Annotated in this window: 23 protein-coding genes, 1 tRNA gene and 1 pseudogene; 14 read left to right on the top strand and 11 right to left on the bottom strand. The window is 69.6% G+C overall.

Annotated features, from left to right (window positions below):
* Positions 1-57: 57 nt before the first annotated feature.
* Together ABD932_RS17545 and ABD932_RS17550 are read left to right on the top strand one after the other, a co-directional pair.
* Positions 58-1,387, top strand: a pseudogene (locus tag ABD932_RS17545) (MFS transporter).
* Between the two features lie 188 nt (positions 1,388-1,575).
* Positions 1,576-1,830 carry a hypothetical protein gene (locus ABD932_RS17550; RefSeq protein ID WP_345013671.1) on the top strand — a complete coding sequence of 85 codons (255 nt, stop codon included), beginning with the start codon at positions 1,576-1,578 and terminating at the stop codon, positions 1,828-1,830.
* Positions 1,831-1,887: 57 nt separating this feature from the next.
* On the opposite strand, the gene ABD932_RS17555 is transcribed toward ABD932_RS17550, so the two are convergent.
* Positions 1,888-2,829, bottom strand: a complete 942-nt coding sequence (locus tag ABD932_RS17555) for an alpha/beta hydrolase fold domain-containing protein (protein ID WP_345013673.1) — start codon at positions 2,827-2,829, stop codon at positions 1,888-1,890.
* A gap of 176 nt (positions 2,830-3,005) precedes the next feature.
* Between ABD932_RS17555 and ABD932_RS17560 the strand changes: the two genes are divergently transcribed.
* A tRNA-Pro gene (locus ABD932_RS17560) sits at positions 3,006-3,079 on the top strand.
* Between the two features lie 99 nt (positions 3,080-3,178).
* Here ABD932_RS17560 and ABD932_RS17565 read toward each other — a convergent pair.
* Together ABD932_RS17565 and ABD932_RS17570 are read right to left on the bottom strand one after the other, a co-directional pair.
* Positions 3,179-4,414, bottom strand: a complete 1,236-nt coding sequence (locus ABD932_RS17565; protein WP_345013675.1) for a PP2C family protein-serine/threonine phosphatase — start codon at positions 4,412-4,414, stop codon at positions 3,179-3,181.
* A 108-nt stretch (positions 4,415-4,522) separates the two neighbouring features.
* Positions 4,523-5,707 (bottom strand): PP2C family protein-serine/threonine phosphatase, encoded by a 1,185-nt coding sequence (locus ABD932_RS17570; RefSeq protein WP_345013677.1) that lies wholly within the window; start codon positions 5,705-5,707, stop codon positions 4,523-4,525.
* 779 nt (positions 5,708-6,486) lie between these two features.
* Between ABD932_RS17570 and ABD932_RS17575 the strand changes: the two genes are divergently transcribed.
* On the top strand, positions 6,487-6,789 hold the full coding sequence (locus tag ABD932_RS17575) for a hypothetical protein (protein WP_345013679.1): 303 nt from the start codon (positions 6,487-6,489) through the stop codon (positions 6,787-6,789).
* Between the two features lie 233 nt (positions 6,790-7,022).
* Here the strand turns inward: ABD932_RS17575 and ABD932_RS17580 are convergent, their stop codons facing one another.
* Positions 7,023-7,457: an ATP-binding protein gene (locus ABD932_RS17580; protein WP_345013681.1), complete on the bottom strand. Its 435-nt coding sequence runs from the start codon at positions 7,455-7,457 to the stop codon at positions 7,023-7,025.
* Positions 7,458-7,603: 146 nt separating this feature from the next.
* Here ABD932_RS17580 and ABD932_RS17585 point away from each other — a divergent pair, with 146 nt between their 5' ends.
* Both ABD932_RS17585 and glpK read left to right on the top strand, forming a co-directional pair.
* Entirely contained in the window at positions 7,604-8,371 is a 768-nt protein-coding gene (locus ABD932_RS17585) for an IclR family transcriptional regulator (RefSeq protein WP_345013683.1), read from the top strand.
* A gap of 42 nt (positions 8,372-8,413) precedes the next feature.
* Positions 8,414-9,928, top strand: a complete 1,515-nt coding sequence (gene glpK, locus ABD932_RS17590) for a glycerol kinase GlpK (RefSeq protein WP_345013685.1) — start codon at positions 8,414-8,416, stop codon at positions 9,926-9,928.
* 120 nt (positions 9,929-10,048) lie between these two features.
* Here glpK and ABD932_RS17595 read toward each other — a convergent pair whose 3' ends face one another.
* From ABD932_RS17595 to ABD932_RS17615, 6 genes are all read right to left on the bottom strand, one after another.
* Positions 10,049-10,948, bottom strand: a complete 900-nt coding sequence (locus tag ABD932_RS17595) for an ABC transporter permease (protein WP_345013688.1) — start codon at positions 10,946-10,948, stop codon at positions 10,049-10,051.
* Positions 10,935-11,765 (bottom strand): ABC transporter ATP-binding protein, encoded by an 831-nt coding sequence (locus tag ABD932_RS17600; RefSeq protein WP_425587468.1) that lies wholly within the window; start codon positions 11,763-11,765, stop codon positions 10,935-10,937. The genes ABD932_RS17595 and ABD932_RS17600 overlap by 14 nt, the downstream gene beginning before the upstream one ends.
* Before the next feature lie 15 nt (positions 11,766-11,780).
* Entirely contained in the window at positions 11,781-12,887 is a 1,107-nt protein-coding gene (locus ABD932_RS17605) for an ABC transporter substrate-binding protein (protein ID WP_345013692.1), read from the bottom strand.
* Positions 12,888-13,041: 154 nt separating this feature from the next.
* Positions 13,042-13,143, bottom strand: a complete 102-nt coding sequence (locus ABD932_RS43990) for a putative leader peptide (RefSeq protein ID WP_425587469.1) — start codon at positions 13,141-13,143, stop codon at positions 13,042-13,044.
* An 84-nt stretch (positions 13,144-13,227) separates the two neighbouring features.
* The gene (locus tag ABD932_RS17610; protein ID WP_345013694.1) at positions 13,228-15,204 is read right to left on the bottom strand and encodes an FAD/NAD(P)-binding protein; all 1,977 of its coding nucleotides are present in this window, start codon (positions 15,202-15,204) and stop codon (positions 13,228-13,230) included.
* On the bottom strand, positions 15,201-16,226 hold the full coding sequence (locus ABD932_RS17615) for an amino acid ABC transporter permease (protein WP_345013696.1): 1,026 nt from the start codon (positions 16,224-16,226) through the stop codon (positions 15,201-15,203). The genes ABD932_RS17610 and ABD932_RS17615 overlap by 4 nt, the downstream gene beginning before the upstream one ends.
* Positions 16,227-16,821: 595 nt before the next feature.
* Between ABD932_RS17615 and ABD932_RS17620 the strand changes: the two genes are divergently transcribed.
* From ABD932_RS17620 to ABD932_RS17655, 8 genes are all read left to right on the top strand, one after another.
* Positions 16,822-17,958: an LLM class flavin-dependent oxidoreductase gene (locus tag ABD932_RS17620; protein WP_345014451.1), complete on the top strand. Its 1,137-nt coding sequence runs from the start codon at positions 16,822-16,824 to the stop codon at positions 17,956-17,958.
* Positions 17,955-18,491 carry a GNAT family N-acetyltransferase gene (locus ABD932_RS17625; protein WP_345013698.1) on the top strand — a complete coding sequence of 179 codons (537 nt, stop codon included), beginning with the start codon at positions 17,955-17,957 and terminating at the stop codon, positions 18,489-18,491. Before ABD932_RS17620 ends, ABD932_RS17625 begins: the two co-directional genes overlap by 4 nt.
* 44 nt (positions 18,492-18,535) lie before the next feature.
* Positions 18,536-19,444 (top strand): ABC transporter substrate-binding protein, encoded by a 909-nt coding sequence (locus ABD932_RS17630; protein ID WP_345014453.1) that lies wholly within the window; start codon positions 18,536-18,538, stop codon positions 19,442-19,444.
* 3 nt (positions 19,445-19,447) lie between these two features.
* A complete protein-coding gene (locus tag ABD932_RS17635; protein WP_345013700.1) occupies positions 19,448-20,464 on the top strand; it encodes an amino acid ABC transporter permease in 1,017 nt (338 codons plus the stop codon).
* Entirely contained in the window at positions 20,461-21,225 is a 765-nt protein-coding gene (locus ABD932_RS17640) for an amino acid ABC transporter ATP-binding protein (protein ID WP_345013702.1), read from the top strand. The genes ABD932_RS17635 and ABD932_RS17640 overlap by 4 nt, the downstream gene beginning before the upstream one ends.
* Positions 21,226-21,326: 101 nt before the next feature.
* Positions 21,327-22,313: an ABC transporter substrate-binding protein gene (locus ABD932_RS17645; protein WP_345013704.1), complete on the top strand. Its 987-nt coding sequence runs from the start codon at positions 21,327-21,329 to the stop codon at positions 22,311-22,313.
* Between the two features lie 31 nt (positions 22,314-22,344).
* Complete coding sequence (locus ABD932_RS17650) at positions 22,345-22,863, top strand: P-loop nucleotide/nucleoside kinase family protein (protein ID WP_345013706.1); 519 nt, start codon at positions 22,345-22,347, stop codon at positions 22,861-22,863.
* Positions 22,864-23,159: 296 nt separating this feature from the next.
* The gene (locus tag ABD932_RS17655; RefSeq protein ID WP_345013708.1) at positions 23,160-24,449 is read left to right on the top strand and encodes a sulfite oxidase; all 1,290 of its coding nucleotides are present in this window, start codon (positions 23,160-23,162) and stop codon (positions 24,447-24,449) included.
* Here the strand turns inward: ABD932_RS17655 and ABD932_RS17660 are convergent, their stop codons facing one another.
* Positions 24,450-25,373, bottom strand: a complete 924-nt coding sequence (locus tag ABD932_RS17660; RefSeq protein WP_345013710.1) for a LysR family transcriptional regulator — start codon at positions 25,371-25,373, stop codon at positions 24,450-24,452. It lies immediately after the preceding gene.
* Positions 25,374-25,382 lie beyond the last annotated feature (9 nt).

The following is a 25,382-nucleotide window of genomic DNA, read 5'->3' on the forward strand; positions in this document are numbered from 1 at the left end:
GCAATCGGGGACGGCTCCTTAGCGTCTGGCGCACAAACGCACGAGAGGAAAACGAAGATGTCCTCCTCCCCCTCCCCGTCCGCTCGCGGCGGCAGACTGGCCGTCCTCGCCGTCGGCCTGTGCTGGCTGGCCGTCCTCTTCGACGGCCTGGACATGTTCGTCTACGGCTCGGTCCTGCCCCACATGCTGGAGCAGAAGGCCCTCGGCCTCACCCCCCGACCAGGCCGGTGACCTGGGCAGTTACGCCACCTTCGGCATGCTGCTCGGCGCCCTGACGGCGGGGACGGTCGCCGACCGGATCGGCCGCAAGAAGCTGATGGTCGCCTGCGTCACGCTCTTCTCGCTGGCCTCCGGGCTCTGCGCGCTGGCAGGCGGCGTCGCGGTGTTCGGCCTCGGCCGCACCGTCGCCGGAATCGGCCTCGGCGGCCTGCTGCCCACCGCGATCAGCATGGTCTCCGACTACGCCCCGCGTGGCCGCGGCGCCCTCACCATCGGCATGCTGATGACCGCCCACCACGCGGGCGGCATCCTCTCCGCGTACGTCGCCCTGTGGGTCGTCGAACCCCTCGGCTGGCGGGCCGCGTTCTGGTTCTGCGTGCTCCCGCTGCTCTTCGTGCCGGTGCTGGCCAGGTTCCTGCCCGAGTCGCTGAGCTTCCTGGTCGCCAAGGGCCGCAGCGAGGAGGCCGGCGAGCTGGCCCGGCGCTACGACGTCGAACTGCCCGCCGTCCCGGCCGACAAGCAGGCGACCGCAGACCGCTGGACCTCCCTGGCCAACCTCTTCCGCGGCGGCGAGTGGACCCAGACGCTCCTGTACTGGCTGGCCTCCTTCGACGGTCTGCTCCTCGTCTACGGCGTCGCCACCTGGCTCCCCACGCTGATGCGCAGCGAGGGCTACAACCTCGGCTCGGCGCTGACCTTCGTGGTCCTGTTCAACCTCGGCGGCATCGTCGGCATGCTGGTCGCCGGACGAGCCTCCGACCGGTTCGGCGCCCCGCGGATCTCGGCGATCTGGTTCGCGCTGACCGCCGCCGGAGTCTTCCTGCTCAGCGTCCACATGTCGCTGGCGCTCACCTTCACGGTGGTGTTCCTGGCCGGGGTGTTCCTGAACAGCGCCCAGACCATGATCTACGCGACGGTCTCGATCCGCTCCCGCCCCGAGAACCGCGCCACCGCCGTCGGCTGGACCTCCGGCATGGGCCGCTTCGGCGCCGTCTTCGGCCCGTGGCTCGGCGGCCAGTTGCTCGCCGCGAACAAGGGCGACTGGGGCTTCACCGCCTTCGCCCTCGCCGGCCTGTCGTCCATGGTCTTCATCGGCATCGCCGCGCTGCGCGGCGGGAAGCGGGCGGACCGCAGTGACAGCGAGCAGGAACTGATCGGCGCGCACTGAGCGCACCGACCGGGCGCGCCCTGACTGGCGTGTGTCACTCGCCGATTGGCGTCCGTCATATGTACTGATGAGCCGAACTGGGTTATACGACGGTCTCGCGTATTGTTGCGTCATATGCCTGCTGTGACGCGGGCGGCTCTCGGTGTGCCGGGGGCAGGGGAGTGGAACGGTTAAGGGGGATCAGTGACGTGACGGTATTTCTCGCGCTGGTGGCCGTCGTCGGGTACATGGCCACCGCCCACCTGCCGTGGTGGGTGGTGGTGGTCGTGGCCCTGCTGATGGCGGGATTCGCCGCGGGGAGGTCCTGGAGCCCGGGCCGGGGTGCCAGGACCACCACGACGCCGGGTCCGACGGATCGGCCTTTGTGTCCCTCGGCGGACATGCACCCGCCCGCCCCGCCGGTATCGGTGAGTGTGGGTGCCACCTGCCCGGACGATCAGTGATCGGGCTGCGCGGTCACCGACCGGCGGGGCGGATCGGCCTGTTGGGCGTCCGGGTTCTCAGGGCAGTCGACTGCCCGTCGCCTCCCGCAGATGCCGGGCGATGATCGCGTACACCTCGCGCGCCTTCTCGTCGTCCTGCCCGTCGTACCCGTGGTCGGCGCCGCGCACGTCATGGTGGTCGACCAGGGCACCTGCCTCCCGGAGCCGCTCGGCATAGCGCTCGCCCTCGGCCCGGAGCAGGTCGTGTTCGGCGGTGACCAGCAGGGCAGGGGCGATGCCCTTCAGGTCCGCCGTGTCCGAGGGGTGAGCGGGGGACACCAGCCGGTCGAGACGCCGGCGGACGTCAGGGACGTACGAGGTGTCGAAGACGTCGGCCATCCAGGGCCGCAGCATCGGCTTGGCGATGGCGGCGCGCTTGTCCCGGGCGCCGGTCGCCAGGTCGAGCGGCGGATAGTGCAGCGCCTGGAGCGCGATCGAGGGCCCGCCCTCCTCCAGTGCCTGCCGGGCCACGGCCGCCGCGAGCCCGCCGCCCGCACTCTGCCCGCCCACGGTGAGCCGGTCGCCGTCCCAGCCTTCTTCGGCGCCGTGCTCCGCGACCCACCGGACGATGTCGTACGCCTGCCGGGGCGGCGCCGGGAACGGATGCTGCGGGGCGACGACGTAGTCCACGTTGATCACGACCACTCCCGCCTCGGCGGCGAGGAACCGGCACAGCGGGTCGTCGAGTTCGGTCAGCGTCATGACGTAACCGCCGCCGTGGAAGTTGACGTGCACCGGGGGAGCGGGCTCGTCGTCCGACGGCAGATACACGGTGGCCCGCGCCGGGGCGATCGACGTCGGGATCGTCAACTCCCGTGTCCTGCGCGGGTATTCGGGGAACCGGGCGTGCGAGGCAGCGGCGGAGCCCCGGCCGCCGGAGCGGCGGTCCGCCATGACGGTCACCCGTTGCATGGCCTTGGCGACGAAGGCGGCCACCGCGGGCCGGGCCAGGAGGGACATGTGGCTCCGTTCGGTCACGGCCCGGGGACCGGGCCTGCCCGACTGTCGATTCTATTGAGTTCGGCAATTATAGGTGGCGACAACTATGGGTCAAGGGGGTGGCCCGGTCGGGTGCGGGGCGGCGCATGAGGTAGGGTTGACCTGCATGATCACGCGGTTCGCCGCGCGACAGGCACCGGGACGTGGCGCAGCTTGGTAGCGCACTTGACTGGGGGTCAAGGGGTCGCAGGTTCAAATCCTGTCGTCCCGACTGGAGTCTTCTCCGTAGTCGCAGATCAGGGCCTTGGATCACATCACGTGAGACGAGGCCCTTGATCGTTTCCTGGGTCTCGTCCCACAATTTCTCACGTCACAGGCGGACGACGACGAGGGCGATGTCGTCCTGGCTGCCGCCGGTGACGCCCAGGTGGGCCAGCAGGCCGTCGGCGAGTTCTTCCACTGGGAGGGTGCTGTACTGGGCCAGGGCATCGGTCAGCCGGGCCAGACCAGTATCGATGTCTTCGTCGCGGCGTTCGATGAGCCCGTCGGTGTAGAGCACGAGGGTGTCCCCCGGGGTGTAGGACAGTCCGGCCTGAGGGCGCGGGACATGTTCCGGACGGGCGCCCAGCGGCGGGTCGGTGGCCTGGTCCAGCAACTGCCAACTGCCGTCTGGACGAAGCAGGACCGGCGGAGGGTGACCGGCGTTGCTGTAGATGATCAGTCGGCTGCGCGGGTCGATGAGCACCTTGACCACGGTGGTGGCCAGCGCGCCGTCGACCGCCCTGGCATACAGACCCAGTACCTCCAGGGCCTGTGCGGGGCTGGGAACGGCCCGAATGGCTGCGCTCAGAGCACTGCGCAGCATGCCCATGATGGCGGCGGCCTCAAGGCCGTGGCCGACGACGTCCCCGACGGCGATCGAGCAGCGGTCGGGCGGCAGATCGACGACGTCGTACCAGTCGCCGCACACGTTGAGTGATCCGAAGGCAGGCAGGTAGCGCACAGCGATGTCCCGGTGCCTGTCCAGGTCGGGCGAGCGGAGCATGACCTCCTGCAAGGTGACGGCGATTTCACGTTCGCGGGCATGCGCCTGGCGTAGCTGCTCGTTCAGTTGCTCCAGATCGTGCGACCGGGCATAGACCAGAGCCGCGATCCCTGTTGCCTGCGTGCTCAGCGGCGGGGTGAGGTCACGGATGACGGGGGAGTGCATGAACTCGGTGACGTCGTCGGCCCGCGCGATGATCCACTTCACCGTGCCGTCCGGCCCCAGGACGGGGCTGGCCATCCCGCACCACCACCGCTCCTCAAGTTCACCCGAGCGGTCGGCGACGGGAATGTCGAATCGCCTCGGTGCCACCACATCGGGCTTGCGGGAGTCCAGCACGCGCTGAAGTGAGGCGCCGAAGTCACGCGCCGCAGCCGGCGCGGCAGGAGTGTCCGGAAACACCGCCAGGATGTACTGCCCGGCCAGTTCTTCGCGGGTCCTGCCGGTGACCTGGAGGTAGGCCCGGTTGGCGTAGCGGACCACCAGGTCGGCGTCCAGCACCAGATACGGGTTCGGCGCGGCGTCGAACAGCTCCTCGAAATCGATCTCCGCTGTCGTCACGCGCGTGCCCTACCGATCTCTACGAGCGCGACCGCTTTCATCTCCAAACCTACGAGCTATCCGCCAGGTGCGCCCACCGAGACGACCACCGGTCGCAGGCGAGCTTGCTCACGACCTCGTCCGAGCAGCTCGGTCAGCTTCTCGGAGCCTGCCTTGAGGCTCCGCGGGTCGGGATGGCCCCGGCATGCGCTCGATCGCCACCATGGCGGCATCGTCATCCAGGTAGCCGCCGGCGTGGTGCAACAGGTCCTTGCACAGGTGGGCCAGGAGAGCGTCGGGACGTTTGCCGGACTTGTCGGCCACCCGTTCCGCGAGCGGGTAGAACGTGCCGTCCCGGTCGCGGGCCTCGATGACACCGTCCGTGTAGAGAAGGACGATGTCGCCGGGCTGAAAGGCGAACGTTTCCGCGGAGAGATCGGTTTCCACGAATTCGGTGAGCCCCAGCGGCGGTGCGGGGTGGTGTACTTCCAGCAGGCGGACTTGGCCACCGCGCACCAGCAGGGGTGGGGGGTGCCCACAGTTGATCAGATGAAGGGCCGGCTCATCGTCCGGGACGTCCAGCACGGCAGCGGTGATAAATGCCTCGCCGCGGTCCTCGGTCTCGTCTTCGGGGGCCGTGGGATCGTCCAGGTCCGAGGAGACAGTTCCCTCCAGGAAGGTGACCAGCGCGGACAGGTCGGCCTGCCGGTGGGCTGCGCCCCGGAATGCCCCGAGAAGGAGGGCGGCATCCCCGATCGCTTCGAGGCCCTTGCCCCTGACATCCCCGATGATGATCCGGGTTCCTTGGGCCGTGCGGGCGGCGGCATACAGGTCGCCGCCGATCTGCGCCTCGGTTTCCGCGGCCAGGTAGACGGAGGCGATGCGCAGAGGTCCGATCCTGTGGGGAAGCGGTTTGAGCACCACCTCTTGTGCCGCCGTCGCCACCGACCGCAGCTGGGTCAGTTCCTTTTCGTGGCGTTCTCGTCGGTAGGCAAAGAAGGTCACGAACACTGAGATCAAGATCAGAGTGATGAGCTGCACGGTGTGGTTCAGATCAGTGAGACTGGTGCGCACGACTGCGACCACTGCCTGCGCCAGGACGGCGAGCGCGCCGACGCATCCGGTCGTCCAGGGTCCGGCGAACGACGCTGTAACGGCGGGTGCGGCGACCAGGAAGGGCCCAAGATGGACGCTGGGCGGAGCCAGGATGTCGACCACCGTAACAATCACGATCAACGCAATCGGTACCGCCAGCAGCGCATGACGTGGCTCCCCTGGCAAACCGTGATCTTTGCGGAGTCGTGAAGAGGTCATATGTCCTGGATACACCGCATCGTGCCCCCTTGCCCGGACCAACAGACAGCTCTTCTACCGTGTCCGCGGCACCTCACGGTCGGGAGCATCCATTACCCAAATCACTGATCACCTATGAACGCCAAGAGACGTCGAACTTCTCACGATCAGCTCTTCCAGCAGAGCCCGATACGCGGAGTGCCGCCCGTCGCCGCAAGCAGAATCAATGATCTTTCCTGGCCGAGCAGCTTACTCGGCTTCTCCGGGCCGGCCCTGAGACTTTGCGGGTCGGGGTGGACGTACACCGCTTGGTGAAAGACGGTTAAAAGCGAGGTCTTACCTGACCCAATGGGCCCGTACATTTAGGTGGGGCCGATGCGGTCGCGAGCCATGAATTCACACTTGGCCAGCGCTTCGCGCACCTGTGCAATAAAGTTGAAGTAATTCCCGATGTGCTGCGTGTCGAAATCGTGAGTCTGAGACGGCCTCGGGTTACGCCGATCCTCGGCACGGAGAAGACGCCCGCTCCGTCGAGCATCGGCAGCAAGCATGATTGGTCAGCGCCTCTTGGGCATCGGTCGCGGCGTCGGTGCGATCTGACGAAAGCTCAGCGGGCGATGCCGGACGCGTAGTTGCCGCAGGACATCGAATCCGGCCGTTTGCCTGACCGCACCGCCACGAGATCAGGAACCTCGGTGTGTCACCGCGACGTATGGAGATTTTCTGATTCTAATCTCCGGTGACCATAAGAAGTCGATCTCTCACGGATCGCACCCACCTCACTCCATCGGAGATGGCATATGCACAAGCTTCGCAAGGCTGCCGTCGTGGTCGCCGCCCTCGGCAGCGTCGGACTCCTGAGCGCCGGCACCGCCACCGCCCAGGGCCTCGACGGCCACGGCGACAAGGGCAAGAAGGGCGGGGACAGCTTCAGCGTCCTGCAGAGCTCCAACTGCAAGTCGCACGACTTGAACCTCGACATCCTCGGCCAGGTCGGCATCCTCAACGGGCTCCTGGGCAACGCGCTCAACGGCGAGGGCAACGCCGGTGGGCAGAGCAAGCACATCGGCTCGACCATGGGCTGCAACAACAGCGCCTTCTAGGGGCTGTTGGGAAAGTTTCTGTCGGTTCTGGGCTCAGCCGGTGCGGGAATTGGGATGGCCGCGCCTTCTGTCCCGCGTCTGCGCAGGCCGAGCCCACCGATAGGCAAATGCGCACTTGTCGCGGTTCAAATCCTGTCGTCCCGACGGTGTGAAGGGTCTTCATGGGCGAGAGCCTGTGGGGACCCTTTCGCGTGAGTCGGTCAGGTCCGCGCCGCCTGTGAAGGTGATCGGCCTCAGCTCCTGCCGAAGTTCAGCTCCGCCCACCGGCTGATCCCGTCGGAGTGTGCGTGTACGCCGCACTGGGCCGCCAGCGCATGGACGATGGCGAGGCCCCTTCCGTGCTCGTCCGGATCGATGGCCGAGGTCGACGGACTGCTCGGGGTCGTGGGCCCCATGTCGGTCACTTCGACGCGTATGGCGCCGCACCTGTCCACCTGGCGTCGCGAGAGCCTCAGCGTCGCCGGAGGCAGGGCGTGGACGATCGCGTTGGTGAGGAGCTCCGAGACCACCAGCAGTACGTCCTCGGCGATGTCCGCTGCCAGGTTCCAGTCGGCTAGAACCGTGCGCACGCGTCGACGTACGCCCGAGACGGCACCCGGCGTGGGCGGCATGGAGAAGACGTGTTCGGCCTCCCCGCGCGGCGCGGCGTCGAGCTGCGCAGTTGTCATGTGCCCTCCTCCTCGGGGAAGCCCTGGTAGCCCGCAAGCCGGGCATCATGGCACCCTAAAGAGGGGCAAGCGGGCCGTCAACGAACATCGGTCGGCATTACCGAACGAGGGTCCCGAATCGGAAAAAGCGGGACTACCATCGCTTCATGGCCGGCCCAGTCCAGTCGATAGAACGGGCCGCGGCGATCCTGCGCCTACTCGCCGGCGGATCCCGTCGGCTGGGGCTGGGGGAAGTGGCGTCGTCGCTGGGGCTCGCCAAGGGCACCGCCCATGGAATCCTGCGCACCCTGCAGCACGTGGACTTCGTGGAGCAGGATCCGGCGACCGGAAAGTACCAGCTCGGGGCGGCTCTGCTGCACCTCGGCACGAGTTACCTCGACGTCAACGAACTGCGTTCGCGGTCCATCAACTGGGCCGACGCCCTGGCCGCCCGTAGCGGGGAGGCCGTCCGCCTGGGCACGCCCCTGGAGGGCAGGGTGCTTGTCATCCACCATGTCTTCCGGCCGGACGACACCCTGCAGACCCTGGACGTCGGCGCCCTGCTGCCGCTGCACGCCTCCTCGCTCGGCAAGGTCCTCCTCGCTTTCGGGGCGACGCCCGTCGAGCCGCTGCTGGACGACGAACCGGAGGCGTACACCCGGCACACCCTGGTCCACCCGGAGGAGCTGAACCGCGCGCTCGGCGAGATACGGGATCTCGGCTGGGGCGCCGAGGTGCAGGAAATGAGCATGGGCGAGGCCGGAATCGCCGCGCCGATCCGAGGACAGGGCGGACTCGTGGTGGGCGCGATCGGAGTGTCCGGCGCGGTCGAGCGGATCTGCGACACCAAAGGCCGGCCACAACCGGCCCTGATCACCGTGCTGCGGGAGGCGGCACGCGCGATCTCCAGAGATCTGGGCGCGGCCCGCTGGTAGGCCCCCAGCACCTGCGCGACACATCGGAAGGCAGGGCCGATCATGGTTGAACGGTATGTGATGTCCATCGACCAGGGCACCACCTCCACCCGCTGCATCCTGTTCGACCACGGCGGGCGGCTGGTGTCCGTCGCCCAGCGGGAACACCAGCAGTACTTCCCCCGGCCCGGCTGGGTCGAGCATGACGCCGTCGAGATCTGGCGCAACCTCCAGCGCGTCGTTCCCGAGGCACTGCTCAACGCCCGTATCGACGCGAGCCAGATCTCCGCCATAGGGATCGCGAACCAGCGGGAGACGACGGTGCTCTGGGACCGGCGGACCGGAGTCCCGCTGGTCCGGGCGATCGTCTGGCAGGACACCCGCACCGCCCCCCTCGTCGACGAGCTGAGGAGGGACCCGGGCGAAGAGTTCTTCCTCGACCACTGCTGCCTGCCTCCGTCGACCTACTTCTCCGCGCCCCGTATCCGCTGGCTGTTCGACAACGTCGACGGGCTGGAACGGCGCGCCCGGAACGGGGAGGTGCTGTTCGGCACCATCGAGAGCTGGCTGATCTGGAACCTCACCGGCGGTACGGACGGCGGCCTGCACATCACCGACGCCACCAACGCCAGCCGCACCATGCTCATGGACATCCGGACGCTGACCTGGGACGACGCGCTCATGGAGTTCTTCGGGGTGCCGCGCCCGATGCTGCCGGAGATCCGGTCCTCGGCGGAGAGCTACGGCGAGGCCCGTGCACTGCTCCCCGGGGTGCGCATCACGGCGGCCCTCGGCGACCAGCAGGCGGCCCTGTTCGGACAGACCTGCTTCTCGCCGGGCGAGGCGAAGTGCACCTACGGGACCGGCAGCTTCCTGGTGATGAACACCGGCACCGACCTCGTGCGGTCCGAGCACGGGCTCCTCACGACGGTCGCGTACAAGATCGCGGACCAGCCCACGGTCTACGCGCTGGAAGGCCCGATCGCCGTCACCGGCTCGCTGGTCCAGTGGTTCCGTGACCGGCTCGGCCTGATCCACAGCGCCCCCGAGATCGAGACGCTGGCGCGTACCGTCGAGGACAACGGCGGCTGCTACATCGTCCCCGCGTTCTCCGGTCTGTTCGCCCCCCACTGGCGCAGCGACGCCCGCGGCGTCATCGTCGGCCTCACGTCGTACATCACGAAGGGCCATCTGGCGCGCGCCGTCCTGGAGGCCACCGGCTGGCAGACCCGCGAGGTCGTCGACGCCATGAACGCCGACTCCGCGCTCGCCCTCAAGCAGCTCAAGGTGGACGGAGGCATGACATCCGACCACCTGCTCATGCAGATCCTGGCCGATGTGCTCGACGTTCCCGTCGTACGGCCCCTCGTCGCCGAGACGGTGTCGCTGGGCGCCGCCTACGCCGCCGGACTCGCGGCCGGCTACTGGCCGGATCTGAAGGTCCTGCGCCGCAACTGGCACCGGGCCGCTCAGTGGCTGCCGGACATGGACCCCGGGCGGCGAGAGTGGGAGTACTCGTGCTGGAAGCGGGCCGTCGAGCGGTCGCTGGGGTGGATCCAGCCGACGCAGCGCTCGTGATGCCTCGGCCCGGATGCGTATCCGGTCGTCCCGCGGGTGTCGAACAACAGCGGGCCTGCCAACAGTGGCAGACCCGCTGGGTGTGTAGACGACCGAGCACGCGGCGCGCGCGTGCGCCGTTCAGCGGGTGACCAGCAGCCCCCGGCCGCGCAGCACCCGCCGCTCCAGCGGGCTGAAGATCAGCAGGTCGATGGCGATACCGACGAGCAGGATCAGGAAGATGGCCAGGAACACCTGCGACATGCTGCTGTTGGTGCGCCCGTGCTCCAGCAACTGGCCCAGCCCCACGCCCAGATCGGGCGAGGTGGCGATGATCTCGGCGGCCATCAGCGAGCGCCAGGAGAAGGCCCAGCCCTGCTTCAGACCTGCCAGATAGCCGGGCAGCGCGGCCGGCATCACGATGTACCGGGCCTCGCGCAGCCCGGTCGCGCCCAGGGTGCGTCCGGCGCGCAGGAACAGCGGGGGGATCTGGTCGATGCCCGCGACGAGGCCGTTGGCGATGGACGGGACCGCGCCGAGCAGGATCACGGCGTACATCATCGAGTCGTTGAGGCCCAGCCAGAGCACGGCGGGCGGCACCCAGGCCACCGACGGCAGCGACTGCAGCCCGGACAGGATGGGTCCGATGGCGCCCCGGACGAACCTCACCCGGGCGACCAGCAGACCGAGCGGCGTACCGATGGCGAGCGCGATCAGGAAGCCGAGCAGACCGCGCGAGACGGACGTCCAGATGTAGTCGAGGAGCGTTCCCTTGAGCCAGGCATCGCTCACCTCGTCCCACACGTCGGCCGGCGCGGGCAGCTTGTACTCGGGGGCGACCTGGGCCCACACCAGCAGCTGCCAGACCACCAGCACCAGGACGATGGCGGTGACGGGCGGCAGCACCTTGCGGTTCAGGGTCTCGCGCAGCGGCGTACGGCTGACGACCACCGAGTCCAGGGCGTCGAGCCCGGCCTCCAGCCCCGCCAGGTCGTCGGCGCTGTGCTTCTTGACGTCGACGCCGTTGTCAGTGCTGGCCATGGCGGCGGATCTCCCCACGCAGTTCTTCGGTGATCTCGACGGACAGTTCGGCGACGGCGGCGTCCTCGATGCGCCGCGGATGCGGCAGGTCGACCGTCCACTCCTGGGCGATCCGGCCGGGACGGGAGGACAGCAGGACGACACGCTGGGCCAGCCGCACGGCCTCGCGCACGTTGTGCGTCACGAACAGCACCGACAGTCCCGTCTCGCGCCAGATACGGGTCAGTTCGTCGTGCAGCACGTCCCGCGTGATCGCGTCCAGCGCGGCGAACGGCTCGTCCATCAGCAGCAGCCGGCTGTCCTGGGCCAGCGCCCGGGCGAGCGCGACGCGCTGGCGCATACCGCCGGACAGCTCGTGCACCCGCTTGCCGTACGCGCCCTGCAGCCGCACGAGGTCCAGCAGCCGCTCCGCCTCCGGGCGGCGCTCCGCCTTGGCGACCCCGCGCAGCTTCAGCGCGAGCTCGATGTTCTTGCCCGCGGTCAGCCACGGGAACAGCGCGTGCTCCTGGAACATCAGGGCCGGCCGGCCGTCCGTGCCGATCGAGCCGACGGACGGCCGGTCGAGCCCCGCGACCAGGTTGAGCAGGGTGGACTTGCCGCACCCTGAGGCTCCCAGGAGGGTGACGAACTCGCCGGGTGCGACATCGAGCGTGATGTCGTCCAGCACGAGCTGTTGCCCGCCGGTCCTGCCCGGCGTGGGGAAGGACTTCGAGACGTGCTCGATACGGGCGGCATACGGCACCGCCGTGGCGTCCTCGGCGACCTTCGCGGTCGTGGCCGTCGTGGTGGCCATGGTCGTCACCTCCTGGGAACTCATCCGGTGCGGTCGTTGCTACTTGACGCCGAGACCGGCGTCGTCGACCTCGTCCTTGCCCTCGGCCTTGAGGACCTTGTTGAGCGTGGTGAGGTCGTAGATGCCCTTGAGGTCGGGCTCCTCCAGCAGGCCGGCCTTGACCGCGTGCTCCGCCTCGGTGTCGAGGGTGGCGGCCAGCGGGTCGTCCAGGAAGGTGATCGACTTCCAGGCCGGGTCGAGGACCTGGGCGGGCAGGGCCTTGCCGGAGAGCTCCTCCAGGGCCTTGTTGGCGGAGGCCTTGGCCTTGTCCGGGTTGGCGTTGATCCACTCGTTGGTCTTCACCGAACCGCGCAGCACCGCCTCGACGACGTCCGGGTGCTCCTTGAGGAAGTCCTGCCGGACGATGATGTTCGTGATCACGAACTTCTTGTCGGGCCACAGGTCGCCCTCGTCGAGGAGCACCTTCGCGCCCTCGGAGACCAGCTTGGACGCGGTCGGCTCGGGCACCCAGGCACCGTCGATCGAGCCGGACTTGTAGGCGTCCGGGGTGATCTTGTTGTCGGTGCGGACCACGGAGACGTCGCCCTTGCCGCTCTCCGCGTCGACCTTCCAGCCCTGGTCGGAGACCCAGTTGAGGAACGCGACGTCCTGGGTGTTGCCGAGCTGCGGCGTGGCGATCTTCTTGCCCTTGACGTCCTTCAGGGACTTGATCTTCTCCGGGTTGACGACGAGCTTCACGCCGCCCGAGGCCGAACCGGAGATGATCCGCAGGTTCTTGCCCGCCGCCTTGGTGTAGCCGTTGATGGCGGGGGAGGGGCCGATCCAGCCGATGTCGAGGGACTCGGAGTTCAGCGCCTCGATCTCGGACGGGCCGGCGTTGAACGTCGAGGCCTTGATCGTGGTGCCGCCGAGCTCCTTCTGGAGCAGGCCCTCCTGGATGCCCACCAGGGCGGTGGCGTGCGTGAGGTTCGGGAAGTAGCCGATCTTCACCTCGTCGGCGGAGAGCTTCTTGGCGTCCGCCGCGACCTCGGTCTGCTTGTCGCTGTCGGTGGACTCGGAGCCGTAGCCGCAGGCGGTGAGCAGCAGGGGGAGCGCCGCGATGGCGGCGAGGGTGCGCAGGGTGGTGAGCGGTCTTGCGGCAGACACGGAGGTGTCCTCTCGGAGAAAGGTGATCAGGGGTGTACGGCAAGGAAGGCGTGAAGGCCTGCTGGTGCGCACCGGCACACCACTCGCCCGCCGTCCCGGTGGGACGGCAGGGGGCGCAATGGTGTGGGGGGACGTGCGGGTTGCGCGGAAGGACTCAGACGAGCCGACAGATCGCGCTGGCCGTACGGCCGAAGTCGATGTGGCGACGTGAAGTCAGAAGGGGCAACAGCAGGTCTGTGCGGTTGCGCGTTCGCATGGCCACCCACCCCACAGTTTCCTAGTTTCCCTACCTGGCTGATGGGGATCGTGGCAGAAGGTTGCCGCTACCCCAAGAGGCTTTTCATATAATGGACACTTCCTTCTCGTCATTTGAGAAGTGCGAGGTCACGGACCCGGCGCCAAGGGCGCGCAAAACCGCGCGCGCCACCGCGTCATTCTGGCGGAAGGCGGGCGCGTCGGTGCGGGGACGGGCGAAAGCGGCCACGGCCCGGCTGTTGGTGGGAGCGCCGAGGGCGATCCGGCGGGGGTGGGGGCCGCCGAGGGACGGGTCGATGACGTGGGCATTCGAGGCGGAGACCGCCAGCAGGCCGGAGCGGTGGGTGTGGGTGGGGTCGGCGATGACCTCCTCGGTGAGGGCGCCGGCCCGGTGCAGGTCCCGCAGGAGGGGATCCTCGGTGCGGTCCAGGGAGGGGCCCGGCAGGTACGCCTCGATGAGGGCGGTCGCGTGGACGGTGTGCCCGGGGACGGTGGGGCTGGTCGCGGTGAAGGTGCCGGCGCTCTCGTCGGTGCCGATCCGGACGCCGGCGCCCACGAAGTGGACGATCCCGGCCCGGGAGAGGGCCAGCAGCTGGCGCAGGCGGAAGCCGGGTGGGCCGGAGGCCAGGAAGCTGAAGAAGCCGCTCCACCACCCGTCCAGCCGCTCGGCGACGGACCGCGCCGTCAGCCGCCCCGCGGCGACCAGACGGGGCAGCTGGCCGTAGACGGAGAGCAGGGCGAGGAACACCCCGAGGTCGGCGCTGAACTCCGGGTCCTCGCGGCGGGCGACATCCTGGGCGATGTGCTCGCGCAGGTGCTCCTGGAAGGCGCCCGGTGTCGGGAAGGCCAGGCCGTCCAGCGGATGGTCCAGCGCCTCGAAGTCCAGGCGGTCCGCCGGATCGGGTACGGCCTCGGCGACGAGGGCCGCCATGTCGTCGTCGTACCAGCCCAGACGGTCGTACGCGGCGACGAAGTCAGCCCAGGCGACAGCGGTGCGCTCGGGGTGGGCGTGGAAGAGCTCGTGGTAGTGGCCGAAGCCGATCTCCTTGGCCATCAGCGGCCACACGTCGCGCCGCAGGTCCAGCGCACGCTCCTCGGCGAGCAGCGCGTCGACCGCCTCGGGCCCGAAGTGGCGCGGCAGCGCGGGCCGAGGGCCCTGGAGCTGGTAGCGCGTCTTGGAGTGGTACGGCACCCCGCGCCGGGATCCGACGTGGAGGACGGGTTCGCGGCCGGACGGAAGGTAGGTGAGGGTGCCGTCGGCCTCGGTGCGGTAGCTGCCGCCGCGGCCCTCGGTGAGCAGTGCCACCAGGTCGATGAAGGCGAGCCCGAAGCCGCGCAGAACGACCTGTTCGCCGGGGCGCAGTGCGGACAGGTCGGCGTCGGCGGAGAACTCGGGTGGGAGGTGGAAGCGGCCGTGGCGGCGGGCGAAGGCGGCGTGCTCACGGTGCTCGGCGGTGGGCGTGGAGCCGATGTGTCCCTGGGCGAGGATCACCAGGTCGGCGGTGAGCGGGGCGGCGCGGTCGGCCAGGCGCACCTGCTGCGGGCCGTCCGGGGGGCCGGTCACGGCGGTCGCGGTGGTGCGGTGCCACTCGACGGTGACCGAGAGCGGCAGCTCGGCCAGCGCCCGGCGGAACACCCAGTCCAGATAGGCGTTCTGGGCGCGGCGCGTGGGGAAGTCGGCCCCGTCGAGCGAGCGCAGTTCGGCGAGCACCTCCGGGTCGGCGGGTTCGGAGTACGGGGCATGACGTGGGCCCCGCCCGGAGAACTGGGCGGCCCACTCGGCCAGCGAGGGGCCGGGCCGTACGGGGCCGTCGATGGTGGAGGACTCGTCGGTGAACATGGTGACGTCCTCGGCCATGGAGTTCATCCGCAGCAGCGCGGACTGCTCGTGTCGCCAGACGCGACCCGGGCCGGGTGGATGCGGATCCACCAGATGGATCCGCAACTCCCTTGCTCCGTCCCACAGTTCGGGTGCGTTGGCGGCGATCCGCTCCAGCAGGCCGGTGGCGCGCGGCCCCGCGCCGACGACGACCAGGACGGCCGTGGAGGATGCGCCGCTCACCGGTCACCGCCGATCGCCGGGCGGGCGTCGGCGGCCGTGGCCGCGCTCAACCGGTGGCGTACGGCGATCAGATGGCCGCGCAGCCGCTGCAGCGGAGTCGGCGGCAGGGCGCGGGAGTCGCCGCGCGCGTAGTACCGCTCGACGTAGAACTGGCCCGCGCTCAGCACGGTCGTGACCGCGATGTACCACAGGGTGGCGACCATCAGCAGCGGGATGACCTGGTAGGTCTGGTTGTAGATCAGCTGCACCGAGTACAGCAGGTCGTGCACGGCCAGCACGCTGACGATGCTGGTGCCCTTGAGGGTGCCGATCAGCATGTTCCCGGCGGTCGGCACGATGGAGCGCATCGCCTGCGGGACGACGACCCGGCGCAGAGTGCGGCGTCTGCTCAGCCCGAGTGCCTGGGCGGCCTCGGTCTGCCCGGAGTCCACCGAGAGGATGCCGCCGCGCACCACCTCGGCGGCGTAGGCGGTCTCGTGCAGGGTCAGGCCGATGACGGCGGTGAGGGTGGGGCCGAGCAGGTTGACCGTCTTGACGGTGAGGAACTGCGGGCCGAACGGGATGCCGAGGCCCAGCGTCGGATACAGGGCGCCGATGTTGAACCAGAACAGCAGCTGCACCAGCAGCGGCGTCGACCGGAAGATCCACACATAGCCCCAACTCAGCGTGCGCAGCACCGGGTTGGCGGACAGCCGCATCACCGCGAGTACCGTGCCGAGCAGGAAACCGAGCACCATCACCACGGCGGTCAGCCACAGGGAGAGCAGCAGCCCGTCGAGCACGGCGGTGGTGGTGAAGTACCGGCCCACCACGTCCCACTGGAAAGCCTGGTTGCGGACGACGGAGTTGAGCACCATCGCGAACAGCAGCAGCGCGAGGGCCGCGGTCAGCCACCGGCCGGCGTGCCGACGCGGCACGATCCGCGGCAGGTCCGCGCCGGGTGAGCCGGGACCGTCGGGATCGTCGGGCGCCTGAGGGGTCTTCGTGCCAGAGGTGGGTGTGACATCGGACGGCGTGACCATGAGGAGGCTCTCTCCGGGGGAGGGAATCGCAGGCGTGGGTGACCCCCGGCGGCACACGTAGGGCGCGCGCGGTGCGGGCGCCGCGCGGATACGGTGCGGCCGGGGTTCGGTGTCGTCACGCTCGCCGCGTCCCTCAACGCGGCCGGAGAGGCTGCCGCGCGACGCGGAGCCGGTCCGGCGTCGATCGTATGTGCCCATGGCATCGATGTGTCAACAGGCCGGTGGGAGGCGCCGACAGGGGTGGTCCGGCATCCGGGCGCTGCTTGACGGCGGACGCGATGTACTGCTCAATTAGTCGCATGAATGCCCAGCAGCGCTTGGTCACGCGCGATCACATCGACTTCGGTCGGGTGTGGTCCGCGGCGTGTTGCGCCTGACTCGGCAGCGGGCCGTCCGACCGGCCCTTCCCTCCCTCGGTGACCCCGTCGCGGGCCGAGTTCTCCTTTCACGCGCGCTGCCGTAGCACCGTCTCCATCGACGCCCGGCGTCGTCACGCCCGTATCCACTCGTCGTCCTTCTGACGAGCCATCACTCACGCTTGTGCGCCGGGCAGTTCCGTCATGCCTGCGTGCCGCATTCCCGAAAGGCCACGCCCATGCCCGTGGAGTTCCTCGGCATCGCCGCCACCAACAACGGCTCCGAAACCACGCCGCGCTCCGGCGCCGCGTTCGACAAGGAGTACACGCTCCGACTCGCCCGGGCGCACGAGGACCACGGCTGGGACCGGGTGCTGTTCGCCTACGGCTCCGGATCGGCGGACCCCGCACCGGCCGCCGCGTACATCGCGAGCCGGCTGGACCGCCTCCAGATCCTGCTCGCCCACCGCCCGAACGTCTCGTACCCGACGTTCGCCGCCAAGACGTTCGCGACGCTCGACCAGATCAGCGACGGCCGGCTGACCGTCCACTTCATCACCGGCGGCAACGATCACGAGCAGGGCCGTGAGGGCGACACCCTCACCAAGGACGAGCGCTACACCCGCACCCGTGAGTACATCCGGATCGTCAAGAAGATCTGGACCACCCACGAATCCTTCGACCACGAGGGCGAGCACTACCGCTTCCACGACTTCGTGAGCGATGTCTTCCCCGTCCAACAGCCCCGCCCGAACGTCTCGTTCGGCGGTTCGTCCCCTGCGGCGTACGCCGCAGGCGGCGCCGAGGCCGACATCTACTGCCTGTGGGGCGAGCCCCTGGCGAAGACCGCCGAGCAGATCGAGAACGTGAAGGCCGCCGCGAAGGCCGCGGGCCGCACCGACGTGCCGCGCATCCAGGTCGCCTTCCGCCCGATCATCGCCCCGACCGAGGAGCTGGCCTGGGAGAAGGCCCATCGCACGGTCGGCGCGATCAAGGCCCGCAAGGGGCGGGGCGAGGCGATCACCAAGCGGCACAACGGGCAGGCCCAGCCGCAGAACACCGGCTCGCAGCGGCTCATCGCCATCGCCGAGGCGGGGGAGCGTTACGACCGCGCCCTGTGGACCCCGACCGCCGCCGCGACCGGAGGCGCGGGCAACTCCAACGCCCTGGTCGGCACCCCGGAGACGGTCGCCCAGGCCCTGCTCGACTACTACGACCTCGGCGTCGACATCCTCTCCGCGCGCGGCTACGACCTGCTGGACGACGCCGTCGACTTCGGCCGGTACGTGATCCCGATCGTCCGCGAGGAGGTCGCCAAGCGCGACGCGGAGCGGGCCGGCCGCGGCGCACAGACCCTCGCGGCGGTGAACGGATGACCTCCGTCGCCCAACCACCGGCTCACCCGGCCGAGTTGACGGTCGTCGAAGTGCCGGTGTCCGACCCCTTGGTGGAGCCGCTCCTGCGGGAACTCGGCGACGAGTACTCCGCGCGGTACGGCGGGGACGCCCACGGCGAGATGGCCCGCTACCCCGACGAGGAGTTCACCGCGCCGTACGGCGGCGTCCTGCTCCTGCTGCTGGAGCACGGCGAGCCGGTCGCGGGCGGCGCCTTCCGGCGGTGCGACGCGACCACGGCCGAGCTGAAGCGGATCTGGACGCACTCCGCCCACCGTCGGCGGGGTCTCGCCCGGCGCGTCGTCGCCGAGTTGGAGCGCGAGGCGGGCATCCGCGGCTACCGGCGCGTCTACCTGACGACGGGACCGCGCCAGCCCGAGGCCCGTGGCCTGTACCTGGCCACCGGTTACACACCGCTCTTCGACACGGAGGCCGACCCGGAGAGCATCGGTCCGCTGCCCTTCGAGAAGCACCTGACCGCCGAAGCACCCGAGGGAAAGGCAGCCGAGCTGTGAACGTCCACGGGATCAGACCACGCCTGCGCGGCGCCGCCGCCCTCATGTTGCTGCCCCTGCTCGCCCTGACCGCCTGCGGCTCCGGCGAGACCGGCGGCGCGGCGGCGGTGGGTGCCCAGGCGTCCCCCGCACCGACCGACGACCCGGTAGCCGCCGTCCGCAAGGTCGACTCCGCCGCCGCCCTCCTCCCCGCCGACGTACGCAAGGCGGGCACGCTCCGGGTCGGCAGCTCGGTCGGGTTCCCGCCCGGGGCGTACTACCCGAACGGCACGGACAAGGCTCCCGCCGGCCAGGACATCGACCTCGCCGACGCCGTGGCCAAGGTGCTCGGCGTGAAGCTGGAGCGACAGGACGCCTCCTTCGAGACGATCCTGCCCGCCCTCGGCAGCGGCAAGTACGACTTCGGCACCGGCAACTTCGGCGTCACCGCGGAGCGCCTCAAGACCATCGACTTCGTCACCTACATCAACGACGGCCAGGGCTTCGCGGTGAAGAAGGGCAACACCGAGCTCAAGTCGAAGGTCACCGACCTCACCCAGCTGTGCGGGCTGACCATCGGCACCGGCGCCGGCACCACCTTCGAGGCGACCCTCACCGCGCAGAAGGGCGTGTGCGCGAAGGCGGGCAAGAAGCCGTACGACGTGAAGGTCTACTCGGAGAACGCGGCGACGCTCACCGCGCTCCAGCAGGGCCGCATCGACGTGATCATGTCGACCATCAACGGCCTGCGCTACCAGGCGGCACAGTCCGCGTCGCAGACCGCCTTCCTCGGCGAGTTCCACCGCCTCGACGTCGGCTTCGCCTTCAAGAAGGGCTCCCCGCTCACCAAGGCGTTCCAGGCCGCCGTCAACGAGCTGATCAAGGACGGCACCTACGCCCGGATCCTCAGGAAGTGGGGCACCTCCGCCTCCGCGATCGAGACGTCGCGGATCAACCCGCCCGAGCACAGGTGAACCATGAGCAGCGACACCATCACCTCACCCGTCACACAACTGGCCGAAGACCCGGCTGAGTTGAAGGTAGTACCGGCCCGCCACCACGCCCGCTGGGCCGCCGGCGTCGCCGTGATCGTGCTGGTCGCCCAGTTCGCGCACGGCCTGGCCACGAACCCCGTCTGGGAGTGGAACGTCTTCAGGGACTACGTCTTCTCCGAGACGATCGTCCAGGCGGTGTGGGTCACCCTCCAGCTCACCGCCTACGCCACCGTCCTCGGCTTCCTCCTCGGCACCGTGCTCGCCTTCATGCGGCTGTCGCGCAGCCCGGTGCTCTCGACCGTCGCCTGGACCTACATCTGGATCTTCCGGTCGATCCCCATGATCGTCCAGCTGGTCTTCTGGTTCAACCTGAGCGCGCTGTACGAGGAGTTGGGCGTCGGCATCCCCTTCGGCCCGGTGTTCTGGTCCGTCGACAGCAACACCCTCATCGGCACCATCGGCGCCGCCATCATCGGACTGACCCTGCACCAGGCGGCGTACGCCGCCGAGATCGTCCGCGGCGGCGTCCTCTCCGTCGACCACGGACAGCTGGAGGCGGCCGCGGCGCTCGGCATCCCCCGGCTGCGGCAGATCCGCCGGATCGTACTGCCGCAGGCCATGCGCGCCATCCTGCCCACCGCCGGCAACGAGATCATCGGCCTGCTCAAGGGCACCTCGGTGGTCTATGTGATGTCCATCGGCGAGCTCTTCTACCAGGTGCAGGTGATCTACGGCCGCAACGGCCGGGTGATCCCGCTGCTGCTGGTCGCCACGGCCTGGTACGTCCTACTGACGTCCCTGCTCTCGGTCGCCCAGTACTACGTGGAGCGCCGCTACGCCCGGGGCGCCAACCGCACCCCACCGCCCACGCCGATCCAGCGCGTTCGGCGCTTCGTGGCCACCCAAAGACTCGCGGCCACCCAACGACTCGCGGTCCCCCGACAACTCGCGGCCGACCGACGCGTCGTGGCCGACCACCAACCGACGGAGAAGACATGAGCGACGTCATGGTCGACGTCCACGGCGTCCACAAGAGCTTCGGTCCGCTGGAGGTGCTGCGCGGCGTCGACCTGAAGGTCCGGGCCGGCGGGGTCACGGTGATCCTCGGCCCGTCCGGCTCCGGGAAGTCCACGCTGCTGCGGACCATCAACCACCTGGAGAAGGTGAACCGCGGCTGGATCAGCATCGACGGCGAGCTCATCGGCTACCGCCGCAGCGGGAACAAGCTACACGAGCTGAAGGAGAAGGACGTTCTGAAGCAGCGGACCAACATCGGGTTCGTCTTCCAGAACTTCAACCTCTTCCCCCATCTGACCGTCCTGGAGAACCTGATCGAGGCCCCGGTCTCCGCGCTGCGCCGCCCGCGCAAGGCGGCGCAGGAGACGGCCCGTCGGCTCCTCGACCGCGTCGGCCTCGCCGACAAGGCCGACGCCTACCCGCGGCAGCTCTCCGGCGGCCAGCAGCAGCGCGTGGCCATCGCCCGCGCGCTCGCCCTCGAACCGAAGGTGCTGCTCTTCGACGAGCCCACCTCGGCGCTCGACCCGGAACTGGTCGGTGAAGTCCTCGACGTCATCAAGGACTTGGCCAGCACAGGCACCACCATGATCGTCGTGACCCATGAGATCGGCTTCGCCCGCGAGGTCGCCGACACCGTGGTCTTCATGGACGGCGGCGTCGTCGTGGAGCAGGGGCCGCCCGCGGCCGTCCTCGACAACCCGCGGCACGAACGCACCCGCGCCTTCCTCTCCAAGGTCCTCTGAGCCAGGTCCTCTGACGCAGGACCTCTGATCCGGGGCCCCTGATCCAAGGTCCTTCGACCCACCACCCTCAACCCTCTGTTCCGCACGCAAGGAGAACAACCGTGTCCACCAGCCTCGCCCGCCGCCGCACCACCGCAGCCGTGCTCGGACTCGCCTCCGCCCTCGTCCTCGCCGCCTGCAGCAACCCCTCCGAAGGCGGTACGACCGAGGTCGCGGACGCGTCGGGCGGCAAGACGAAGATCAACATCAGCGCTGACCAGAACCGTGTCACCACCGACAAGGTCGACTCCATAGCCGCCGAGGTCCCGGAGAAGATCCGCAAGAGAGGCACGCTGGAACTCGTCGCCTCGTCCGGCTCCGCCGCGCCGCTCACCTTCGTCGCCACCGACAACAAGACGGTCATCGGCGTCGAGCCCGACATCGCCTACCTGGTCGCCGACGTGCTCGGCCTCAAGCCGCACATCAACACGGTGTCCTGGGAGAACATCTTCGTCGGTCTCGACAGCGCCAAGTACGACGCCGGCTTCAGCAACATCACCGTCACCGAGGAACGCAAGGAGAAGTACGACTTCGCCACCTACCGCGAGGACAACCTGGGCTTCGGGGCGAAGAAGGGCAGTGGCCTGAAGGTCACCGGGCCCGCGGACGTGGCGGGCAAGACCGTCGCCGTGAGCAGCGGAACCAACCAGGAGAAGCTGCTGATCGAGTGGAGCAAGGAGAACGAGAAGGCCGGCCGCAAGCCGGTGAACATCAAGTACTACCAGAACGACAGCGACACCTACCTCGCTCTCCAGTCCGGCCGCATCGACCTGTACCTCGGCCCCAACCCGACCGCCGCCTACCACGCGGCCACCACCGGCAAGACCGAGGTCGTCGGCACCTACTCCGGCGCCGGCGCCACCCTCCAGGGCCTCATCGCGGCCACCACCAAGAAGGACAGCGGACTGGTCAAGCCGCTCGCCGACGCCCTCAACCACGTCATCGAGAACGGCACGTACGCCAAGGTGCTCGAGCGCTGGGGCCTGTCCGACGAGGCCGTGTCCAAGTCGGAGATCAACCCGCCCGGCCTGCCCAAGACAAACAAGTAGCCGCCGCCCGGGCGCCCCGGCGGGGTCAGGCATGCTCATCGTCCTGTCGGGACTGCCCGGCACCGGCAAGACCACACTGGCGCGACTGCTGGCCGGCCGGATCGGCGCGGTCCACCTGCGGATAGACACCATCGAGCAGGCGATCGTCCGCTCCGGTCTGGCCCGGCATCCCGTCGGACCGGTCGGCTACGTCGTCGGATACGCCCTTGCCGGGGAGCATCTCCGGCAAGGGCTGACCGTGATCGCGGAGTCGGTCAACCCGCTGGCGGTGACCCGGGACGCATGGCGTGACGTCGGCTCGGCGTCCGGAGTCGAGACCGTCGAGGTGGAGGTGGTCTGCTCGGATCCCGCCGAGCACCGGCACCGCCTGACATCACGGACCGTGGACATCCCCGGCCTGCCCCTGCCCGACTGGCCCCAGGTGCTCGCCCGCGCCTACGAGCCGTGGGAGCGCGAGCACGTGGTGATCGACACCGCAGGACAGAGCCCGCACGAGTCGTTGACCCGGCTCGTGCGGCAGCTCGACGCACGCCGAGCGGCGTCGGAGTGAGCGCCAACCACCGGGCACGGCCGGTCCGTTGACACCTTCACGCTCCGCGTGCTTGCATCGCGCCATGTCACCGCAGGAACCGCTGATACGCCGCCGCACCGTGGACCTGGTCCGCGTGGCCGCCGCGCTGTGTCGGTTCCCCGGCTGATCACCGCGCGCGTTCCCCTGTGTAACCCCTCCAACAGCCTTGGCCATCGGCCCTGTTGGATCGGGCAGCCCGGCTGCGGACACCCAGCGTCGGGCCGCGCCGCCCCCCTCACCATGTCCGGTCTCCACACTGACGATGAGGACCCGTCATGCCCGCATCCCCCGTGCCTTCGCCCCGTCCCGCGACCCGCGTCGACGAGACCGCCTACGACCGCCGCAGACTGCGCCAGTGGCTCGCCGGGAACGCCAGGGCGGACGGGGTCAGCCGTCGCCGGCTGCTCACCCTGCTCGCCGCCACGGCGGCCGCGACCGCGCTCCCCGCACCCGGTCCCGCCCGCGCCGCGGACACCCCGATCGTCAAGCCGCTGCCGCCCGAGTGGTTCATCCAGCGCGGCACCAACGCCGAGACCCGCTGGGAGGCTCTGCGCGGAACCGGTCACCACACCCCCAACGAGCTGTTCTTCGTACGCAACCACACCACCACCCCCGTCCTGGACGCGCACGACTGGCGGCTGCGCCTGTGGGGCAGCGGGCTGCGGGGCACCCCCGGCGAGGACAGGCCGGTGGAGTTCGGATACGACGATCTGCGCGCCCTGCCCGCCGTCACCCGGACCGCGTTCGTCGAGTGCGCCGGAAACGGCCGCAGCCACTACACGACCCAGCAGGGCGAAACGGTCACCGGCACCCCCTGGACCCTGGGCGCGATCGGCGTCGCCCGCTGGCGCGGGGTCCGGCTGGCCGACGTCCTGCGCAGGGCGGGGCTGTCCCCGTACGCCGTGGACGTCCAGCCGCGCGGCCTGGACGCCGAGTACGTCAGCGGTGGGGAGAGCCTCGGCCGGGTGCGGCGTCCGCTGCCGCTGGCCAAGGCGCTGGACGACGTCCTGCTCGCGTACGAGATGAACGGTGAGCCGCTGCCGTACGACCACGGCCATCCGGTGCGGGTGCTGGTGCCTTCATGGGTGGGGATCGCGTCGATCAAGTGGGTCGGTGACATCGAGGTGTCCGCGCAACCGCTGTTCTCACCGTGGAACACGACCTTCTACCGGCTGTTCGGCCCCTCCCACCCACCGCAGGGCAGCGCGCCGCTGACCCGCCAGACGATCAAGAGCGCCTTCGAGCTGGCGAGCGGCGCCACCCTCCCGGTGGGGGAGGACCAGGTGTTGCACGGCCGGTCCTGGTCGGGCGCGGGAGGGATCGCGCGGGTGGACGTCAGCACCGACGGCGGCGCGAGCTGGCGTCCGGCCCGACTGCACGACCGGCCCCGCGCCGACACCTGGACCCGCTGGTCCATCCCCTGGAAGCCCGAGACACCCGGCACCACTCACCTCCTCGCCCGCGCCACCGACACCGCCGGACACCGCCAGCCGGACGTCGCCGTGCCCAACACGCAGGGCTATCTGTTCGACGCGGTGGTGCGGCATCCGGTGACCGTGGTCTGATCAGGCACCTTCACCGGGCGAAGGGGCGCCGCACGCACGGGCGTTGCGCACGAACAGCTCGTGCAGATCGCGTACGGCCCGGGGGACGGAGCCGGAGTCGCGGCGCTGAAGGACCAGCAGCACGTCGGTCGCGTCCCCCGCGAGCGGCCGTACGGTGATCGCGCCTCGCCGCTCCAGGGGGTCGCCGAGGACGCTGAAGTCCGGCAGCACCGTCGCCCCCAGCCCCTCGGCGACCATCAGCTTGCCCATCTCGGCGCCGTCGGTGGAGTACGAGAAGGAGGGCGTACGGCCGTCCAGCAGCCGGTGCAGGAAGCGGTGCATGACGTAGCCGGACCGCATCACGACCAGCGGCTCGGCCAGGAGGCTGTCCGCGTCCACGGCGTCCAGGGCCGCGAGCGGACTGTCCGGCCGCACGCACACCACCGGCCGGCCGCGCAGCAGTTCGGTCGTCCTGAAACCGGGCGGCAGGTCGTCGCCCGCGAGGTAGTTGACCAGCCCCAGATCGAACGCGCCCTCCAGCAGCCCGCGATGGATCTCGGCCTGCTGCGCGCCGACCAACTCGACCTGGGTCACCGGGTGCGAGGCCCGGAACTCCCGCACTGTAGGAATGACGAGTGGCACGGTGGCCGTGTTGACCGTGCCGAGCCGGACCATCCGGCTGATGCGGTGCTGGTCGCCGGCCGCGCCCCGCAGTCGGTCGACCGCGTCCAGCACGCTCATGATGTGCGGCAGCAGTTCCCGGCCCTCGTCGCTGATCTTCGCCCCGGACCGCTTGCGCTCCAGCAGGTCCACACCGAGTTCGCGCTCCAGATTGCGCACGGTCTCGCTGAGCGCGGGCTGGGACAGATGCAGTTCCTCGGCGGCCCGCCGCAGCGACCCCGACCGGGTGACGGCGGCGATGTATTCGAGCTGTTCGATACGCACGACAGGAGA

It is taken from the genome of Streptomyces shaanxiensis (assembly GCF_039537145.1).
GTDB classification, from domain to species: Bacteria; Actinomycetota; Actinomycetes; order Streptomycetales; family Streptomycetaceae; genus Streptomyces; species Streptomyces shaanxiensis.

Coding starts and splice junctions, on each gene's coding strand:
- ABD932_RS17650 (WP_345013706.1), top strand. CDS start 22,345: ATGCTCATCGTCCTGTCGGGACTGCCCGGCACCGGCAAGACCACACTG.
- ABD932_RS17580 (WP_345013681.1), bottom strand. CDS start 7,457: ATGACAACTGCGCAGCTCGACGCCGCGCCGCGCGGGGAGGCCGAACAC.
- ABD932_RS17575 (WP_345013679.1), top strand. CDS start 6,487: ATGCACAAGCTTCGCAAGGCTGCCGTCGTGGTCGCCGCCCTCGGCAGC.
- ABD932_RS17655 (WP_345013708.1), top strand. CDS start 23,160: ATGCCCGCATCCCCCGTGCCTTCGCCCCGTCCCGCGACCCGCGTCGAC.
- ABD932_RS17630 (WP_345014453.1), top strand. CDS start 18,536: ATGTTGCTGCCCCTGCTCGCCCTGACCGCCTGCGGCTCCGGCGAGACC.
- ABD932_RS17600 (WP_425587468.1), bottom strand. CDS start 11,765: ATGAGTTCCCAGGAGGTGACGACCATGGCCACCACGACGGCCACGACC.
- ABD932_RS17620 (WP_345014451.1), top strand. CDS start 16,822: ATGCCCGTGGAGTTCCTCGGCATCGCCGCCACCAACAACGGCTCCGAA.
- ABD932_RS17635 (WP_345013700.1), top strand. CDS start 19,448: ATGAGCAGCGACACCATCACCTCACCCGTCACACAACTGGCCGAAGAC.
- ABD932_RS43990 (WP_425587469.1), bottom strand. CDS start 13,143: ATGCGAACGCGCAACCGCACAGACCTGCTGTTGCCCCTTCTGACTTCA.
- ABD932_RS17555 (WP_345013673.1), bottom strand. CDS start 2,829: ATGTCCCTCCTGGCCCGGCCCGCGGTGGCCGCCTTCGTCGCCAAGGCC.
- ABD932_RS17615 (WP_345013696.1), bottom strand. CDS start 16,226: ATGGTCACGCCGTCCGATGTCACACCCACCTCTGGCACGAAGACCCCT.
- glpK (WP_345013685.1), top strand. CDS start 8,414: ATGGTTGAACGGTATGTGATGTCCATCGACCAGGGCACCACCTCCACC.
- ABD932_RS17640 (WP_345013702.1), top strand. CDS start 20,461: ATGAGCGACGTCATGGTCGACGTCCACGGCGTCCACAAGAGCTTCGGT.
- ABD932_RS17595 (WP_345013688.1), bottom strand. CDS start 10,948: ATGGCCAGCACTGACAACGGCGTCGACGTCAAGAAGCACAGCGCCGAC.
- ABD932_RS17570 (WP_345013677.1), bottom strand. CDS start 5,707: ATGACCTCTTCACGACTCCGCAAAGATCACGGTTTGCCAGGGGAGCCA.
- ABD932_RS17625 (WP_345013698.1), top strand. CDS start 17,955: ATGACCTCCGTCGCCCAACCACCGGCTCACCCGGCCGAGTTGACGGTC.
- ABD932_RS17585 (WP_345013683.1), top strand. CDS start 7,604: ATGGCCGGCCCAGTCCAGTCGATAGAACGGGCCGCGGCGATCCTGCGC.